This is a genomic window from Streptomyces sp. NPDC037126, from assembly GCF_055605965.1.
This window is the reverse complement of the sequence record NZ_JBVJTD010000001.1, coordinates 539,056-556,367: the sequence shown is the minus strand read 5'-3', so window position 1 is coordinate 556,367 and position 17,312 is coordinate 539,056. Positions and strand designations below refer to the sequence as shown.

Sequence of the window (17,312 nt, the reverse complement as noted above, 5' to 3'; positions counted from 1 at the left end):
AAGGTTCCTGGCCAGAGCCTAGCCGCCCGCGGCGCGCCGTGCCGGTGGGGTGGGGTCGGGGCGGTCCCGGTGTCGGGTCGTGGGACGCGGGTCCGGTCCGCCGCGGCCCCTGCCGTCCTCGCCGGTCTGGTGGGGCACCCCCGTGGTCAGCAGGTCCCGCATCGCCTGCGCCGCCCGGACCGCCGCGTCCCCGCAGCAGTTGTTGAACAGCAGGTGGAGTTCGTCGGTGGCCGCGGCCAGGGCGCGGACGCGGGGCAGCCACCCCCTCAGCTCCGGGCGGGTGTAGAGGTGGCGGAAGCGGTCCTCCTTGGTGCCCGTGCCCCAGTGCGGGCTGCGGCCGTGGAAGCGGACGACCGAGAGGCGGGGCGTGGTGACGGACACGGCCGCCGGGAGGGAGGCCGGCAGCCCCCGGGCGGTGTCCACCGCCACCGCGGTGGCGTCCAGGTCCCTGAGGAACGCGGTGGTGCGCCCGCCGCGCCACCAGTCCGGATGGCGGAACTCCACCGCGAAGGGCCAGTCTCGGGCGCGTTCGCGGGCCGCGCGCACGAAGGCCTCCGCGTCCGGGCCGGGGGCGAGCGCCGGCGGGTACTGGAACAGGAGCGTGCCGAGGCGGTCCGCGTGGCGCAGGGGCTCCAGGGCCGCCGCGTACCGGGTCCAGACCTCGGCCAGCAGGCCCTCGTCGTGGGGGCGGCCCCGCAGGTCCCCGGGCAGGGCGGAGGGACGGGTGGGGTGGCCGGTGAGGAGGGCGTGCGCCTTGACGTCGAAGCGGAAGCCGTCGGGCGTGCGTTCGGCCCAGAGGCGCGTGGTGCGCGGGTCCGGCAGGGCGTAGTACGGGGAGTCCGCCTCCACCAGCGGGAAGCGGGAGGCGTAGTGGCGCAGCCGGCCCTCGGTGTCGCGGTGGCCGGGCGGGTACCAGCCGCTGGCGAGGAGCGCCGGGTCCGTCCAGCCGCAGGTGCCGATGAGGATGTTCGCCATGTGGGCGCGAGTACCCAGTAGTTCATCCGCTCTTCATGCGAGGGGTTGGCTTCCGTGGGCCGTGGGAATGTTGGCGTGTGCATGCTCTGTCCGCACCGCCAGCCCCGTTCCACCCCCACTCGGAGGTTGATGTGTCCGGCAGTTCCGTGTACCGCCGTGCCCGTACCGTGGTGGCGTCAGCAGCGGCTCTCACCGCGGCCGCGGCCGGGCTGTGGGCCGGGCTCGGTGGCGAGTCCGCACATGCGGCGAGCGCCGTGCCCAGCCCGGACCACGTGGTCGTCGTGGTCCTCGAGAACCACGCGTACAGCCAGGTCATCGGCTCCTCCAGCGCCCCGTACATCAACTCGCTCAAGTCCGGCGGCGCCAACCTGACCCAGTCGTACGCCGAGACCCACCCGAGCCAGCCGAACTACTACGCCCTCTTCTCCGGTTCCACCCAGGGCGTGACGGACGACAGCTGCGTCACGCCCGGCTTCTCCTCGGCCCCCAACCTGGCGTCCGAGGTGATCGCGGCCGGCCGCACCTGGGCCAGCTACAACGAGTCGCTGCCCAGCCAGGGCTCCACCACGTGCAGCAGCGGCAAGTACGCCCAGAAGCACAACCCCTGGTTCGGCTTCAGCAATGTGCCGACGTCGAGCGCCAAGACGTTCGCGCAGTTCCCGACCGACTACTCCACACTGCCGCAGGTGTCGTTCGTGACGCCCAACCTGTGCAGCGACATGCACGACTGCTCGGTGTCCACCGGTGACACCTGGCTGAAGAACAACCTGGGCGCGTACGCGACCTGGGCCAAGACGCACAACAGCCTGCTCGTCGTCACCTTCGACGAGGACAACAGGCTGAGCGGCAACCGGATCCCGACCGTGCTCTACGGGCAGCCCGTCACCCCGGGGTCCAGCTCCTCCACCACGTACGACCACTACGACCTGCTGCGCACCCTGGAGGACGGCCAGGGCGTGACCACGCACGCGGGCAACGCGGCCTCCGCCCAGGACATCACCGGCATCTGGGCGTCCTGACGTGTACGTAGCGGACAGCCGCGCCGCCAAGCCGGCGTCCGCGGACGGTGCCGTCCGGCCCCAGGCCGGGCGGCGCCGTGCCGCGCTCGCCCCGACCGTGCTCGCGCTCGGGACGGTCAGCCTGGTCACCGACGTGTCGTCCGAGATGGTCACGGCGGTGCTGCCGCTGTACCTGGTGACGGGCCTCGGCCTGTCCCCGCTGGGCTTCGGCCTGCTCGACGGCATCTACAACGGGTTCTCGGCGCTCGTCCGGCTCGTCGGCGGGCACCTGGCCGACCGGGGCGGCGGCCGGCACAAGTGGGTCGCCGGGGTGGGCTACGGCATCTCGGCCCTGTGCAAGCCGCTGCTCCTGGTGGCCCACTCGCTCACCCCGATCGGGCTCGTCCTGGCCGCCGACCGCACCGGCAAGGGGCTGCGGACCGCCCCGCGGGACGCGCTGATCTCCCTGTCCGGCACGGCCGAGTCCCGGGGCCGGGCCTTCGGGGTGCACCGGGCGATGGACACGGCCGGCGCCCTGCTCGGGCCGCTCGTCGCGTTCCTGATCCTGCGGGCCACCGTGGACGGTTACGACGCGGTGTTCACGGTCAGCTTCTGCGTGGCCGTCCTCGGTGTGCTGGTGCTGGTGCTGTTCGTACCGGGCGGCAGGCGCGGCGGGGGTGCCGCGGTCCCGGCCGAGCGGCCCGGACTGCGCAACGCCGCTGCGCTGCTGCGCGGCCGCGATCTGCGGCGCATCACGGTGTGCGCGCTGCTGCTGGGCCTCGCCACGGTCAGCGACTCCTTCGTCTACCTGCTGCTGCAGCGCCGGCTCGGCGTCCCGGACCGCTGGTTCGCGCTGCTGCCGCTGGGCACGGCGAGCGCGTTCCTGCTGCTGGCCGTGCCGCTGGGCCGGCTCGCGGACCGCGTGGGCAGGTGGGCGGTCTTCCTCGCCGGGCACGGCGCCCTGCTGGCCGCCTACGGACTGCTGCTCACCTCCTGGCACGGCTCGGGCCTGCCGTACGTCGTCCTCGCGCTGCACGGCGCCTTCTACGCGGCGACCGACGGCGTGCTGATGGCGGCCGCCTCGGACGGGGTGCCGGAGGCGCTGCGATCCTCGGGACTGGCCCTGGTGCAGACCGGGCAGGCGCTGGCCCGGTTCGCCTGCTCGCTGCTGTTCGGCGCGGCCTGGACGGTGTGGGGCGACCGGGCGGCGCTGACGGGCGCGGCGGTGGCGCTGGCCGCGTGCGCGCTCTTCTCCTCCACCCTGCGCCCGAAAGGCCCGGTGACCGCATGACCGTGCGCACCCGCATCCTGATCCTGCTGTCCGCCGTCGCCGTGCTGGCGGCGGTCGGGCTGGCGTCCGTGCTGCACGCCTCGGCGCGGGCCGACCGGCGCGACCACACGCAGGCGGGCGGCCCGAAGGTGACGCCGGGGACGGTGACGCTGCGCGACCACGGGCGCATGGTGTTCCGCAACATGGCGTGGGGCCCGCACCGCGACGAGCTGACGTCCGTCCCGTCGGACGCCCCCTCGGGCCCGCGGACCGCCTCCGGCGTGAAGTGCCTGCGTTTCTACGCCGCTTCGGGCACGGGCGTGTGTCTCCAGGCCGTGCACGGCCCCGTCTCCGACACCTACCGCGCGCTGATCCTGGACGCGCGCCTGCGGACGAGGGCCCACTACGACGTGCCGGGCATCCCCTCCCGCGCCCGGGTCTCCCCCAGCGGGCACTTCGCCGCCTGGACGGCGTTCGTGGGCGGTGACTCGTACGCCGGGACGGACTTCTCCACGCGCACGGCGATCGTGGACACGCGCACCGGGGCGCTGGTCCCGTCGCTGGAGGCGTTCCGCATCGTCAGGGACGGACGGCCGTACCGGGCCTCGGACGTCAACTTCTGGGGCGTGACGTTCGCGGCGGACGACCGCACCTTCTACGCCACCCTGGCGACCGGGGGACGGACCTATCTGGTCCGCGGCGACCTGCGCGCCCGTACGGTGACCACCCTGCACCGGAACGTCGAGTGCCCGTCCCTCTCCCCCGACGGCACGCGGATCGCCTACAAGAAGCGGGTCGAGGGGCTCTCCAAGGACGCCCCCTGGCGGCTGTACGTGCTGGATCTGCGGACCATGCGGGAGACCCCGCTCGCCGAGCGGCGCAGCGTGGACGACCAGGTGGTCTGGCGCGACGGCCGCACGCTGGTCTACGCCCTGCCGGGCGACTACGGCGCCGACCTGTACACGGTGCCCGCCGACGGCTCGGGCGCGCCGCGCAGGATCGCGTCCGCCGCGGTGTCCCCGGCGTTCCCCGGCTGACCGCCGCGGCGGCCCCGGGTCAGGGCAGGGTCCAGAAGCGGACCGTGACGAGGTAGAAGACGAGGGCCCAGAAGGCCATCAGCACCGCGACGATGCCCAGGCCCCGGACGTTGGTCCGCACCGCCGGTTCGTCGGGCGGCGGGCGCAGCCACCTCCCGAGCAGCGGGTTCACGTAGTAGGGCATCGTCAGGAAGCTCATGATGAAGCTGGACAGCAGGTTGCCCACGAGCAGGCCGATCCACAGCGGCAGTCCGAGCGGGAGCAGGGCGAGCGTCAGCAGGACGACGGTCGGGTACAGGCCGACCCAGACGGCGAGGGACGTCCTGGTCTCGGAGGGCGGCGGCGGTGCCTGCCTGCCGTTGCCCTCGAAGGCGAACCAGCTGCCGAACGAGTTGTCGATCGTGCGCAGTCCGAAGTCGTCGAACTTCTCGCCCGCGGCCAGGACCTCCCGCCGCTGCGGCGACGTCAGCCAGGCGTCCAGGTGCTCGGCGGAGTCGTAGCGGTAGAGCGTCGTCCACTCCTCCTGGAGGCCCTCGACGGGGCGGAACAGCTCGGTCCCGCGGTACCCCTCGAACTTGCTCTCCTCCTCGACCATCCGGTGCTGCCAGTCGAGGAAGTCGTCGACCTGGTTCGGGTGGACGCGGTGGGTGACCACCACGGTCACCAGCGGATCCAGCGCCTGGGTGCCGCTGCTGACCACCTGCTGGGTCGCGGGGCCGTCGAAGTACCTGGCGCCGGCGTCGAGATACGTCTGACGGGTGGCGCTGTTGATCCACGCCTGCAGGTGCGCCACCGAGTCGAACCGGTAGACGACGACCCAGTCGGGCTGCAGGGCCGTGGGCGGGGAGACCTCGGCGCCGAGGAAACCGGGGTAGGAGGAGGCCGCGACGTTGAGGTCCCCCTGCCACGACTCGAAGTCCTTCTCCGTCCCGGGCAGGACCTTCTGGCCGATGATGGCCGTGGCCGCGGCGGCCAGGTTCCCTCCGGTGGTCATGGCGCCCGGCCCGCCGGTACGGACTGCCGCGCCTGGAGCCGGGCGTAGACGCGCTCCGGGGTCAGCGGCAGGGCGCGGTAGCGGACGCCCGTCGCGTCGTGGACGGCGTTGGCGAGCGCGGGGGCCACCGGGTTGATGCAGCACTCCGCCATGCCCTTCGCCCGCACGGGCCCCACCGAGTCCGACGAGCCGACCAGGAGGACCTCGGTGCGGGGGACGTCCGCGTAGGTGGGCATGCGGTAGTTGCGGAAGTTGGGGTTGGTCATCACGCCGTTCCCGTCGACGTGGTGGTTCTCCGTCAGCGCGAAGCCGATCCCCTGGGCGACCCCGCCCTCCACCTGTCCACGGACCTGCGCGGGGTTGATGACCACCCCGGCGTCGGCCGCCTGCACGCTGTACAGGATCCGGATCTCACCCGTCACCCGGTGGACGGCGACCCGGAAACCGTGGGTGTTGGAGGTGACGCTGCGGGGCGAGCCGTACGCCTTGCGCGCGGCCGTGAACCTGATGCCGCGCGCCCGGGCCGACGCGACCAGCTCGGCCAGCGACACCCGCCGGTCCCCGCAGACCACACCGTCGTCGTCCATGGAGCACAGCACGACATGGACGCCCGTGTGCGCCGCGGCGAACTCCAGGACGCGGTCGCGCACCGCGCCCGCGGCGCGCAGCACGGCGTTGCCCGCCACGAAGAGGCCCGCGCTGGCGAAGGCGCCGGTGTCGAAGCCGGTGCGGTCGGTGTCGGACTGCACCAGCCGGATCCGCGACGGCGTGGTGCCCAGCTGGTCGGCCGCGATCTGGACATGGGCCGTGGAGGTGCCCTCCCCGAACTCGACCGTCCCGACGGCCAGCTCGTAGACGAGGTCGTCGCCCAGCGTGACCCAGGCCTCGGAGAGGTGCTCGGTCGGGGGCGCGGTCTCGTGCAGGGAGCCGGCGACGCCCGCTCCGACCAGCCACTCGGGGCCCGGGGGCGGCTGCCCGGCCGTACGGGCCAGGGCCTCGCCCACCAGGTCGATGCACTTCGCGAGCCCGTCCTCGGTGAAGATCACGTCGTCGGGGCCGTCGTCCAGGCCGACCAGCGGCTCACCGGGGCGCACGATGTTGCGCCGGCGCAGTTCGAGCGGGTCGAGGTGCAGGGCGCGCGCCAGTTCGTCCATCGCCGACTCCACGGCAAACGCGGGCTGTGTCATCCCGTACCCGCGCAGTGCCCCGCTCGGCACGGTGTTGGTGTAGACGGAGTACGCGTCGTACCTCTTGTTGGGGCAGCGGTACATCATGACGGCGGCGCCGCCCGCGTACACCGTCTCGCCGCCGTGGTTGCCGTAGGCGCCGGTGTTGGACACGTTGCGCACCTGGAGCGCGGTGAGCGTGCCGTCCGCCTTCGCGCCGAGCCTGACCGTGAGGGTCATCGGATGGCGCGGGGAGGCGGTGGTGAACTCCTCCTCGCGGGTGTACTCGAGGCAGGTGGGCCGCCCGGTGTCCAGGGTGGCGAGCGCGACCAGGTCCTCCGCGATCACCTCCTGCTTGCCGCCGAATCCGCCGCCGACGCGCTTGCAGAACACCCGCACCTGGTCCGGGCGCAGCGAGAACAGGTACTCCAGTTTGGTCTTGGCGATCGACGGGGACTGCGAGCTGGTGCGGACGTTCAGCCGGCCGTCCTGAAGCCAGGCGATCGAGCCGTGGGTCTCCAGGTGCCCGTGCTGCACCCGGGGCGAGAAGTACGTGCCCTCGTGGATCACGTCGGCCGCGGCGAATCCCGCGTCGACGTCGCCGATGTGCGAGTGGAGCTCCAGCAGGATGTTGTGGACGGGGTCGCGGACGAACGGGTCGTCCGAGCCGTGCAGTTGCGGCGCTCCCTCGGCCATCGCCTGCTCGGGGTCGAACACTGCCGGCAGCACGTCGTACTCGACGACGAGCCGCCGGCAGCCCTCCTCCGCCGCCCCGATCGTGTCCGCGAGCACGGCCGCGACGCGCTGGCCTGCGAAACGGACCGTGTCGTCGAGGACGAGGGTGTCGTCCGGGTCGACCAGGTGGTCGGTGTGGATGGCGGTGTTGAAGTGCCTGCGGGGTGCGTCCTGCCAGGTGTAGACCCGGTGGACGCCGGGCACGGCGAGCGCGGCCCGCTTGTCGACGGAGACGATCCGGGCGTGCGCGTGGGGCGAGTGCAGCACCTTCAGGTGCAGCAGGCCCTCCACGTGGGTGTCCATCGTGAACTCGGCGTGACCGGTGACCACGTCGTGGCCCGCGGGCGCGCCGACGCTCGTCCCGACGGCCCGGCCCGGCGCGGCCGTCTCCACCGCGCCGACGCCCTTCACGGCGTCCTCGATCGCCCGGTAGCCGGTGCAGCGGCACAGGTTGCCCTTCAGCGCCCGGGGCAGGTCCGCCTTCTGCTCCTCGGTGAAGGTCGCCGACGTCATGATCATCCCGGCCGTGCAGAAGCCGCACTGGAACCCCGGGGCGTCCTCGAACCGCCGCTGCAGGGGATGCGGGGCGCCGGGCCGGCCGAGGCCCTCGATGGTGGTGACCTCACGGCCGTCCGCGCGGAAGGCGGGGGTGATGCAGCTGTGCACCGGTTCGCCGTCGAGCCACACCGTGCAGGCGCCGCAGTCGCCAGCGTCGCACCCCTTCTTGACGCCGAAGTGGCCGAGTTCGCGCAGGAAGGTGCGCAGGCACTGGCCGGGGGCCGGTTCCCGGTCGGATCCGCGACCGTTGACGGTGTAGCTCATACCAGGTCACCAGCCAGGAGTTCGCGGCGGATCTCTTCGGCGAAGTGCCGGGTCAGATGGTGTCGGTGGTCGGGGGTCCCGTTGGGATCGGCGAACCAGACGTCGGCCGGCACGGCGTCGACGCTCTCCCGCAGGGTCCCGGCGTCGGGCATGGCGTCGAAGGCGATGCGGACGGGCCGAGTGGTGCCGGCGGTGACGGTGAGCAACAGATCGTTCGTGCCCAGCCGTTGGGTGCCGATGAGGAACACCGTGGAACGGCCGAGGCGGGTGAGGGTGAAGCGCCGGTGCGCGGTGCGCTTGCGCAGCGCGTGCGCCGGTACGGTGACGCGCCGCAGGATCTCCCCCGGCGCGAGGATGCTCCGGTGGTCGCCCGTGACGAAGTCGAGGGCGTCGACGACGCGTACGGAACCGTCGGGGGCCCACAGTTCGTACCGTGCCTCCAGCGCCACCGTCAGCGTGATCATCGGACCGGCGGGCAGGGACATGCAGATGTTGCCGCCGACGGTCGCCGCGTTCCAGACCTTGAACGAGGACAGGAACGCCTCGCAGCTCGCGCGGAAGAGGATGCCGGCGGTCCAGTCCGCAGGCCAGCCGCGGGCGTACAGCTCGCGGACGGTGCAGGTGGCGCCGATCTCCAGGCCGTCGTCACTCAGGACCAGGGGCTCCCAGCGCAACGCCGTCAGGTCGACCAGCCGGCGCAGCTCCGGCTGCTCGACGGAGTAGAGCCAGGTTCCGCCCGCGAGCCAGGCGTCGCCCTCGTGCCAGTCCGTGCCCGGCCGCTCGGACGGTCGCCGTACCACTTCGGTGATGGTGTTGAGGTCCATGAGAACCGACCTGTGGGAGAACCGGCCCGGGAGGACGACCGTCCCGTGGCGCGCTTCGAGTCGATGACCCGGACGTCCGGCCCGGCGTACACGGCACGCTCGGCCGCCGGACTCCAGCAGTACCCCGGCCGCCTCCTCCGGGAGCGGCACGGCACTTTCGCCCAGCGTAACCCAGCACACCGGCGACGGCCCGGCGAACGACGGCGCCCCTCGACCGCGTGGGGCGGGGCCTGTGGGGGGGTGCGGGGCCGGCTGACGGTCCGGCACGTCCCGAACCGCGCGATCCACCCGGTCGATCATCCGGGGAACCGGGAGCCGTCCTACCGGCGGACCGCCGAGATCAGTCCGCCCGGCCGCTCCTCGCGCTGCGGCGGAGTGCTGATCGGGCGGCCGTAGGCGGCGGCGCGTTCGCGCAGGGTGTGGCTCTCGGCCTCCCAGCCGTGCCCGGCCAGCCAGCCCACCGGGTCGTCGGGCGTCTCCGACACCCACATGGACGCCGCCGATCCCGGCACGGCGTCCGCGCCGAAACGCTCGATCACGCCGCGCGAGCCCAGCGTCAGCCCCATCCGGCTGCCCGCCGCCGACTGCGCGCCGATCCGCGCCAGCAGCAGTTCCACCGCGTCCTCGGGCAGGTAGATCAGCAGTCCCTCGGCGATCCACACGGTCGGCGCCGCCGGGTCGTGCCCCGCGGCGGCCAGCGCGCCCGGCCAGTCCTCCCGCAGATCGGCCGCGACGGTGATCCGCTCGCAGCGTGCGACGGCCCGCTCCCGGCGCAGCACCGAGGCCTTGAAGTCCAGTGGCGCGGCGGTGTCGACCTCGAACAGCCGGGTGCCCTCGGGCCAGTCCATCCGGAAGGCCCGGCTGTCCATGCCGGCGCCGAGCAGGACGACCTGCCGGACCCCGGACGCGGAGGCCTGCCGCAACAGGTCGTCGAGGAACTTCGTCCTGATGACGATGGAGAACGACACGGCCGCCCGACGGCGTCGCGCGGCCTCGTCACCGGGCGGCGGCGAAGAGGGCCACAGGCCGCCGGCGGCGGCGAAGGCCTGTGCCAGGGGGTCGCGGAACAGCGCGTTCTCCCGCTCGGTCTCCAGCGCCCGCACCCTGGCCACGCCCACCGCCGTGGCCCACACACCCGATGGCCGCACCCGCTCCTGCTCATCAGTCACCGCGCCAGCCTAGATGATCGGTTCCAAGAGGGGCCGACCGGTGGAACGAGACGATGAACCGGACTCGCTACCCACGGAAAGCGGCGTGGGCGGCCCCGGGACCACCCCAGGGGTCGTGAGACGCCTCGGGGCCGGCGGTCCGCGACCGTCGGCCCCAAGGGATCGTTTCGCCGGAAACCGGCCCCGACCTGCCCCTACAGCACCGGCAGGTTCTTGCGCAGCTCGAACGCGGTGACCTCGGAGCGGTACTCCTCCCACTCCGACTTCTTGTTGCGCAGGAAGAAGTCGAAGACGTGTTCGCCGAGGGTTTCGGCGACGAGGTCGCTGGACTCCATGAGGGTCAGGGCCTCGCCGAGGTTCTGGGGCAGGGGCTCGATGCCCATCGCGCGGCGCTCGGCGTTGGAGAGGGCCCAGACGTCGTCCTCGGCGCCCGGCGGGAGCTCGTAGCCCTCCTCGATGCCCTTGAGGCCGGCCGCGAGGAGCAGGGCGTAGGCCAGGTACGGGTTGGCGCCCGAGTCCAGGGAGCGGACCTCCACGCGCGCGGAGCCCGTCTTGCCGGGCTTGTACATCGGCACGCGGACCAGGGCCGAGCGGTTGTTGTGGCCCCAGCAGATGTAGGAGGGAGCCTCGCCGCCGGCACCGGCCGTGCGCTCGGAGCCGCCCCAGATGCGCTTGTAGGAGTTCACCCACTGGTTGGTGACCGCGGAGATCTCGGCCGCGTGCTTGAGCAGGCCCGCGATGAAGGAGCGGCCCACCTTGGACAGCTGGTACTCGGCGCCCGACTCGTAGAAGGCGTTGCGGTCGCCCTCGAAGAGGGAGAGGTGGGTGTGCATGCCGGAGCCGGGGTGCTCGGAGAAGGGCTTCGGCATGAAGGTCGCGTGCACGCCCTGCTCCAGCGCGACCTGCTTCATGACCAGGCGGAACGTCATGATGTTGTCGGCCGTGGAGAGCGCGTCGGCATAGCGCAGGTCGATCTCCTGCTGGCCCGGCGCGCCCTCGTGGTGGGAGAACTCGACCGAGATGCCCATCGACTCCAGCATGGTGATCGCCTGGCGGCGGAAGTCCATGCCGACGTTGGTCGGGGTGTGGTCGAAGTAGCCCGAGTTGTCGGCCGGGATGGGGCGGGTGCCGTCGAGCGGGCGGTCCTTCAGCAGGAAGAACTCGATCTCCGGGTGGGTGTAGAAGGTGAAGCCCAGGTCGGAGGTGCGGGCGAGGGCGCGCTTGAGGACGTAGCGCGGGTCGGCGAAGGACGGGGAGCCGTCGGGCATGAGGATGTCGCAGAACATGCGGGCCGTGCCGGGGGTCTCGGCGCGCCAGGGCAGCACCTGGAAGGTGGAGGGGTCCGGCTTGGCGATCATGTCGGACTCGTAGACGCGGGCGAAGCCCTCGATGGCGGAGCCGTCGAAGCCGATGCCCTCGTCGAAGGCCTGCTCCAGCTCGGCGGGGGCCACGGCGACGGACTTGAGGAAGCCCAGCACGTCCGTGAACCACAGGCGTACGAACCGGATGTCGCGCTCCTCCAAGGTCCGGAGCACGAACTCCTGCTGCTTGTCCATCTTCCGCTTCCCCATCCTTGCTGGTCAGGCCGCCTGTCCCGGGTCCCGCAGGAGGCGGTCGGGCACCTGAGCATCCCACCACAACAGCATTTCGTGCGCGTTGCGGACCTTGATCGCCCGAGCGTCCTCGGCCTGAACGCCTCTCGTACGGCAGGTGTACTGCTCTGTCGCCCATCTTGCCTGCTCGGACCGACATCCGTAATGGCCGGTCTCGTGCCGACGTGAGGGACGCCACGGTCATTTAATTTGCATCTCAGATGCAAGTTTTCCTACCGTTTGGATCAGTCGAGTTGCAAGGAGTCCCGATGCTGACCGAGCAGTCCGCAGGCACCGTCCGCGCCACCCTTCCCGCCGTGGGCGCGGCGATAGGCGAGATCACCGAGCGCTTCTACGCCGGGCTCTTCGCCGCCCACCCCGAGCTCCTGCGGGACCTGTTCAACCGGGGCAACCAGGCCTCCGGCGCGCAGAAGCAGGCGCTCGCGGGCTCCATCGCCGCCTTCGCCACCCACCTGCTGGAGCACCCGGAGCAGCGGCCGGACGCCATGCTGAACCGGATCGCCCACAAGCACGCCTCGCTCGGCATCGCGCCGGAGCAGTACGACGTCGTCCACCAGCACCTCTTCGCCGCCATCGTCGAGGTCCTCGGCGAGGCCGTCACGCCCGAGGTCGCCGCCGCCTGGGACGAGGTCTACTGGCTGATGGCCAACGCGCTGATGGCCATCGAGAAGCGGCTGTACGAGGAGAGCGGCACCGACGGCCGGCGCGACTGGGAGGTCGTGGAGCGCGTCGAGGAGACCGCCGACGTCGTCACCTTCCGGCTGCGCCCGGTCGACGGGGGCGCGGTGCGCGACTTCCGCGCGGGCCAGTACGTCTCCGTGGGCGTGACCCTGCCCGACGGCGCCCGGCAGACCCGGCAGTACAGCCTCTCCGGAGCCCACGGCGAGACGGTGCGCCAGTTCAGCGTCAAGCGTGTGCAGGGCGCCGGCGCCCCCGACGGCGAGGTCTCCAACCACCTCCACGCGCACGTGCGGGTGGGTGACGTGGTCCAGCTGTCGGAGCCGTACGGCGACCTGGTCCTGGAGGAGGTCGCCGGCCGCCCCCTGCTGCTCGCCTCCGCGGGCATCGGCGTGACCCCGATGGTCGCGATGCTGGGCGCGCTCGCCACCGACGGCCACGGCGCCCCGGTCACCGTGGTGCACGGCGACCGCTCCCCCGCCGACCACGCCCTGCGCAACGACCACGCGGCCTACGCGGCCAAGCTCGCGGACGCCTCCGTGCACTTCTTCTACGAGCGCGACGCCGAGCCCGGCACCCGCACCGGACTGGTCGACCTGTCCGGCGTCACCGTGGAGCCCGGCACGCGCGCGTACCTGTGCGGCCCGCTCCCCTTCATGCGCGCGGTCCGCGGCCAGCTGATCGAGAAGGGTGTCGCCCCGGCCGACATCCACTACGAGGTCTTCGGCCCCGACCTGTGGCTGGCCCAGGGCTGAGCACCCCGGCCGCCCGAACCGGAGAGCGAACCGGGGAGGGAGGCGAGGAACGGAGACGGACGCCCGTCGCACCACCGGTGCGGCGGGCGTCCGTCGTGCACCGCGGGGGCAGCCGCCCCCGCGGCTGCGGCGGGGGCGTCGACGCGCCCGGCGCCGGGAGACCTCAGCCGTCGCCGGCCGGGCCGCGGGCGATGCCCAGCAGGAGGGGGCCCGTGGGGCCGGTGACGATGTCCGAGACCGTGACCGGGTCGAGCGCCGCGTAGAAGGCCTCCTGGGCCCTGCGCAGGGCGCCGCGCAGGCGGCAGCCGGAGTTCAGGGGGCAGGGGGTCGCGCCCTCGCAGTCGACGACGTCGCCCTCGCCCTCGAAGGTGCGGACCACCGAGCCGACCGAGGCCGTGCGGCCCCGGCCGGTGAGCGAGAGTCCCCCGCCGCGGCCGCGCCGGGCGTCGACCAGGCCCAGGTGCTGGAGTTCGGCGACGACCTTCGCGGCATGCGTGTAGGGCACGTCCATGTCCGCCGCCACCTGCCGCGTCGTGGGCGTGGCATGGTCGGCGACGGCCAGTCGCATCAGGACGCGCAGGGCGAGGTCGGTGGAACGCAGCAGCCGCATACCACGAGCCTAGATAATGCGCATCCCGGGTTCAACTTTTCCTTTGCCGCGCCCTTGCCGCGCCCTCCCTACGGAGGGCCCCCTCTCCCCCACTACGATCAGCGAGCCCCACTCCTGTCCGTCATTTCCCCCAGAAGGACAACAACCTCATGGGTTCCGCCAAGAACAGCAGCAACGCGGCGCGCAAGGCGCGCATCGAGGAGATGCGGCGCGCCGAGCGTGCCCGCGAGCGCCGGGGCCGGGTGCTCGTCGTCGCCGCGTCCGCGGTGGTCGTCGCCGGGCTCGTCGTCGGCGGTGTGGTCCTCGTGAACTCGCAGTCCGGCAAGAAGGACTCGACGGCGAGCGCCGACGGCAAGAACCCCGGGGCCCCGGGGCACTGGGCCACCGGCAAGGACGGAGTGCGCAGCTGGACGGGCAAGCTGTCCCGGACGCACGTGACGACGAAGGTGTCGTACCCCATGCACCCGCCCGTCGGCGGCAACCACAACCCGGTCTGGGCGACCTGTGACGGCACCGTCTACACCAAGCCGCTGCAGGACGAGAACGCGGTGCACTCGCTGGAGCACGGCGCTGTCTGGGTGACGTACACGTCCAAGGCCGCCAAGGCGGACGTCGACGCGCTCGCGGCCAAGGTGAAGAAGACGTCGTACTCGCTGATGAGCCCGTACGAGAACCAGTCCGCGCCGCTGGTGCTGTCGGCGTGGGGCCACCAGGTGACCGTGAAGAGCGCGAAGGACCCCGAGGTGAACAAGTTCTTCGCCGACTACGTCCAGGGCCCGCAGACGCCGGAGCCGGGCGCGCCCTGCACCAGCGGGGCGATGTAGTGCGCAGGCAGCACGTCGGCTGGGTCACGGGTGCCGCGGCGGCGGTGCTCGTCGCCGCCGGCGCGGTCACCTACGCGGCCGCCGAGGGCCCGGGCGGCGGCTCCGGGACGAGGACGCCCGCCGCGAACTCGGCGGACGCCGGCTTCGCGCGGGACATGGCCGTGCACCACCAGCAGGCCGTCGAGATGTCGTACATCGTCCGGGACCGCACGAAGAACGCCGAAGTGCGGCGGCTCGCCTACGACATCGCGCAGACGCAGGCCAACCAGCGCGGCATGCTGCTCGGCTGGCTGGACCTCTGGAACCTGCCGAAGACGTCGGCCGATCCGCCGATGTCCTGGATGGGCATGGGCGACATGCCCGAGCGCGGGGACGGCTCCCTGATGCCGGGCATGGCGACGAACACGGAGCTGAAGAGGCTCCAGACCCTGAACGGCAAGCAGTCGGAGATCCTCTACCTCCAGCTGATGACGGACCATCACAAGGGCGGGATCCACATGGCCGAGAGCTGTGTCGCCACGTGCACGGTCGGCGTGGAGAAGCGGCTCGCGCAGGGCATGGTCGACGCGCAGCAGTCGGAGCTGCAAGTGATGTCGGGGATGCTCAAGGAGCGCGGAGCCAAGCCCCGTTCGTGAACAGTTCGTGAGGCTTCGTTATGCGGCCGTGACGGCAAAAAGGGCAATTCTCCCTAGCTGACGGTTACTTGAGCTTCTCTTGACCAACACGTTCCCCTGGCATGAACGGTTCATCGCAAGAGTGGCCCCCATCACGTGATCCATTCGCCGGCCGAACCGCCGCGGGTCGGCGCGCCAAGTCGCGTGGCACCTACCACTACATGCATGCGAACCGCATCGCAGGGGGTTCTATGAGATCCAACCGCGCCACGATGCGTGCCGGTGTGAGCATGGCAGCGACACTGCCCATGATCGCCGGCGCGCTGGCGCTGGGCATACCCGCGGCACACGCCGCGGACAGCCCCGCACGAGACGCACTGAAGGGCACCAAGCCGCTCTGGGCCACGGCCAAGGCGGACAAGGGCGCGACCTCGAACAGCGCCCAGGTGAACGCCCGGGTCTACCTGGCCGGCAAGGACGCGGCGGGCCTCGCCGCCTATGCCAAGGCCGTGTCCGACCCCAGCTCGCCGCAGTACGGCAAGTACCTGAGCGCCAAGACCGCCCAGGCCCGCTTCGGAGCCACCAAGGCCCAGGTGGACGCCGTGAAGTCCTGGCTGCGCTCGGCCGGCCTGAAGGTCACCGAGGTCACCCAGCACTACGTCGCCGTCTCCGGTGACGTGGCCGCCGCCGAGAAGGCGTTCGGCACCCAGATGCACAACTTCGCCAAGGGTTCGAAGACCTACCGCGCCCCGGCGCAGACGGCCTCCGTCCCGGCGGCCCTGAAGTCCGCGATCCTGACCGTCACCGGTCTGGACAGCGCCCCGCACAAGGCGAACCACGACGACCAGCTGCCGCCGCCGGACGCCGTGTTCAAGAACGCCGGGCCGTTCTCCTCGTACTACGGCTCGAACGTCGCGAGCACCCTGCCGGACGCGTACGGTCAGAAGATCCCGTACGCGATCAAGGGCTACACCGGCAAGCAGCTGCGCGCCGCCTACGGCGCGGGCAAGTACACCGGCAAGGGCGTCCGCGTCGCCATCACCGACGCCTACGCCTCGCCGACCATTGCCTACGACGCGGGCAAGTACGCGCTGAAGCACGGTGACGCGGCCTGGAAGACCAGCCAGCTGCACCAGGCGCTGCCGAACAGCTACACCAAGACCACGGAGTGCGGCGCGGCCGGCTGGTACGGCGAGGAGACCCTCGACGTCGAGGCCGTCCACGCCGTGGCGCCGCAGGCCGACGTCACCTACGTGGGTGCCGCGTCCTGCTACGACGACGACCTGCTCGACTCGCTCAGCAAGGTCGTCGACAACCACCTGGCCGACATCGTCTCCAACTCCTGGGGCGACATCGAGGCCAACCAGACGCCGGACCTCGCGGCCGCCTACGACCAGGTCTTCCAGCTGGGCGCGATCCAGGGCATCGGCTTCTACTTCTCCTCCGGTGACAACGGCGACGAGGTCGCCCACACCGGTACGAAGCAGGTCGACACCCCGGCCAACTCGGCGTGGGTGACCGCGGTCGGCGGTACCTCGCTGGCCGTCGGCAAGGGCGACAAGTACCAGTGGGAGACCGGCTGGGGCACCGAGAAGGCCTCGCTGTCGGCCGACGGCAAGAGCTGGACGAACTTCCCCGGCGCCTTCACCTCGGGCGCGGGCGGCGGCACCAGCGGCACGGTCGCCGAGCCGTACTACCAGAAGGGCATCGTCCCGGACTCGCTCGCCAAGGCCAACAACGCCGCCGGCAACCGCGTCGTCCCGGACATCTCGGCCATCGCCGACCCGAACACCGGCTTCCTGGTCGGCCAGACCCAGTCCTTCCCGGACGGGTCGCAGAAGTACAGCGAGTACCGCATCGGCGGCACCTCGCTGGCCGCGCCGACGATCGCCGCGATCCAGGCCCTGGCCGAAGAGGCCAAGGGCAAGGCGATCGGCTTCGCCAACCCGGCGATCTACGCCGAGTACGGCAAGAAGGGCGTCTTCCACGACGTCACGGACAACCCGACGGGCTCCGGCCTGGCGGTCGCCCGTGTGGACTTCGCCAACGGCCTGGACGCCTCCGGCGGCCTGCTGTACTCGGTCCGCAGCCTCGGCAAGGACAGCTCGCTGTCCGCGGTCAAGGGCTACGACGACGTCACCGGCGTGGGTTCGCCCGCCGACGGCTACGTCCAGTCGTACGGCAAGCACTGAGCCGGCGCGGATCGGCTGATCCGCCGCTGGGCTGAG

Annotated in this window: 14 protein-coding genes; 7 read left to right on the top strand and 7 right to left on the bottom strand. The window is 72.0% G+C overall.

The genetic code is table 11. The features are described from left to right. Nucleotides 1–18 precede the first annotated feature (18 nt). Nucleotides 19–975, bottom strand: a complete 957-nt coding sequence (locus tag ACZ7FF_RS02550; RefSeq protein ID WP_470808814.1) for a DUF72 domain-containing protein — start codon at nt 973–975, stop codon at nt 19–21. Nucleotides 976–1,106: 131 nt separating this feature from the next. On the opposite strand from ACZ7FF_RS02550, the gene ACZ7FF_RS02545 reads away from it, so the two are divergent. From ACZ7FF_RS02545 to ACZ7FF_RS02535, 3 genes are read left to right on the top strand one after another with little or no spacing between them, the layout of a single operon-like run. Beyond that, nucleotides 1,107–1,994: an alkaline phosphatase family protein gene (locus ACZ7FF_RS02545; RefSeq protein WP_470808812.1), complete on the top strand. Its 888-nt coding sequence runs from the start codon at nt 1,107–1,109 to the stop codon at nt 1,992–1,994. Between the two features lies 1 nt (nt 1,995). Then, nucleotides 1,996–3,264, top strand: a complete 1,269-nt coding sequence (locus ACZ7FF_RS02540; RefSeq protein WP_470808811.1) for an MFS transporter — start codon at nt 1,996–1,998, stop codon at nt 3,262–3,264. Further along, nucleotides 3,261–4,280, top strand: a complete 1,020-nt coding sequence (locus ACZ7FF_RS02535; protein WP_470808809.1) for a TolB family protein — start codon at nt 3,261–3,263, stop codon at nt 4,278–4,280. The genes ACZ7FF_RS02540 and ACZ7FF_RS02535 overlap by 4 nt, the downstream gene beginning before the upstream one ends. Nucleotides 4,281–4,299: 19 nt before the next feature. On the opposite strand, the gene ACZ7FF_RS02530 is transcribed toward ACZ7FF_RS02535, so the two are convergent. From ACZ7FF_RS02530 to ACZ7FF_RS02510, 5 genes are all read right to left on the bottom strand, one after another. Then, nucleotides 4,300–5,274 (bottom strand): antibiotic biosynthesis monooxygenase, encoded by a 975-nt coding sequence (locus ACZ7FF_RS02530; protein ID WP_470808808.1) that lies wholly within the window; start codon nt 5,272–5,274, stop codon nt 4,300–4,302. Beyond that, nucleotides 5,271–7,997, bottom strand: coding sequence for a molybdopterin-dependent oxidoreductase (locus ACZ7FF_RS02525; RefSeq protein WP_470808806.1), 2,727 nt, complete (start codon nt 7,995–7,997; stop codon nt 5,271–5,273). Before ACZ7FF_RS02525 ends, ACZ7FF_RS02530 begins: the two co-directional genes overlap by 4 nt. Next, nucleotides 7,994–8,821 carry an FAD binding domain-containing protein gene (locus ACZ7FF_RS02520; RefSeq protein WP_470808805.1) on the bottom strand — a complete coding sequence of 276 codons (828 nt, stop codon included), beginning with the start codon at nt 8,819–8,821 and terminating at the stop codon, nt 7,994–7,996. Before ACZ7FF_RS02520 ends, ACZ7FF_RS02525 begins: the two co-directional genes overlap by 4 nt. A 320-nt stretch (nt 8,822–9,141) precedes the next feature. Then, the gene (locus ACZ7FF_RS02515) at nt 9,142–9,954 is read right to left on the bottom strand and encodes a class I SAM-dependent methyltransferase (RefSeq protein WP_470809572.1); all 813 of its coding nucleotides are present in this window, start codon (nt 9,952–9,954) and stop codon (nt 9,142–9,144) included. A 230-nt stretch (nt 9,955–10,184) separates the two neighbouring features. Next, nucleotides 10,185–11,546: a glutamine synthetase family protein gene (locus ACZ7FF_RS02510; protein ID WP_470808804.1), complete on the bottom strand. Its 1,362-nt coding sequence runs from the start codon at nt 11,544–11,546 to the stop codon at nt 10,185–10,187. Between the two features lie 305 nt (nt 11,547–11,851). Here ACZ7FF_RS02510 and ACZ7FF_RS02505 point away from each other — a divergent pair, with 305 nt between their 5' ends. Further along, nucleotides 11,852–13,036, top strand: a complete 1,185-nt coding sequence (locus ACZ7FF_RS02505) for a globin domain-containing protein (protein WP_470808803.1) — start codon at nt 11,852–11,854, stop codon at nt 13,034–13,036. A gap of 163 nt (nt 13,037–13,199) precedes the next feature. Here the strand turns inward: ACZ7FF_RS02505 and ACZ7FF_RS02500 are convergent, their stop codons facing one another. Further along, on the bottom strand, nt 13,200–13,646 hold the full coding sequence (locus ACZ7FF_RS02500) for an RrF2 family transcriptional regulator (RefSeq protein WP_470808802.1): 447 nt from the start codon (nt 13,644–13,646) through the stop codon (nt 13,200–13,202). Between the two features lie 149 nt (nt 13,647–13,795). Between ACZ7FF_RS02500 and ACZ7FF_RS02495 the strand changes: the two genes are divergently transcribed. From ACZ7FF_RS02495 to ACZ7FF_RS02485, 3 genes are all read left to right on the top strand, one after another. Continuing rightward, on the top strand, nt 13,796–14,470 hold the full coding sequence (locus ACZ7FF_RS02495; RefSeq protein ID WP_470808800.1) for a DUF3105 domain-containing protein: 675 nt from the start codon (nt 13,796–13,798) through the stop codon (nt 14,468–14,470). Beyond that, nucleotides 14,470–15,105, top strand: a complete 636-nt coding sequence (locus ACZ7FF_RS02490) for a DUF305 domain-containing protein (RefSeq protein WP_470808799.1) — start codon at nt 14,470–14,472, stop codon at nt 15,103–15,105. The genes ACZ7FF_RS02495 and ACZ7FF_RS02490 overlap by 1 nt, the downstream gene beginning before the upstream one ends. Nucleotides 15,106–15,335: 230 nt before the next feature. Continuing rightward, nucleotides 15,336–17,276 (top strand): S53 family peptidase, encoded by a 1,941-nt coding sequence (locus tag ACZ7FF_RS02485; RefSeq protein ID WP_470808798.1) that lies wholly within the window; start codon nt 15,336–15,338, stop codon nt 17,274–17,276. The last annotated feature ends 36 nt before the right edge of the window (nt 17,277–17,312 follow it).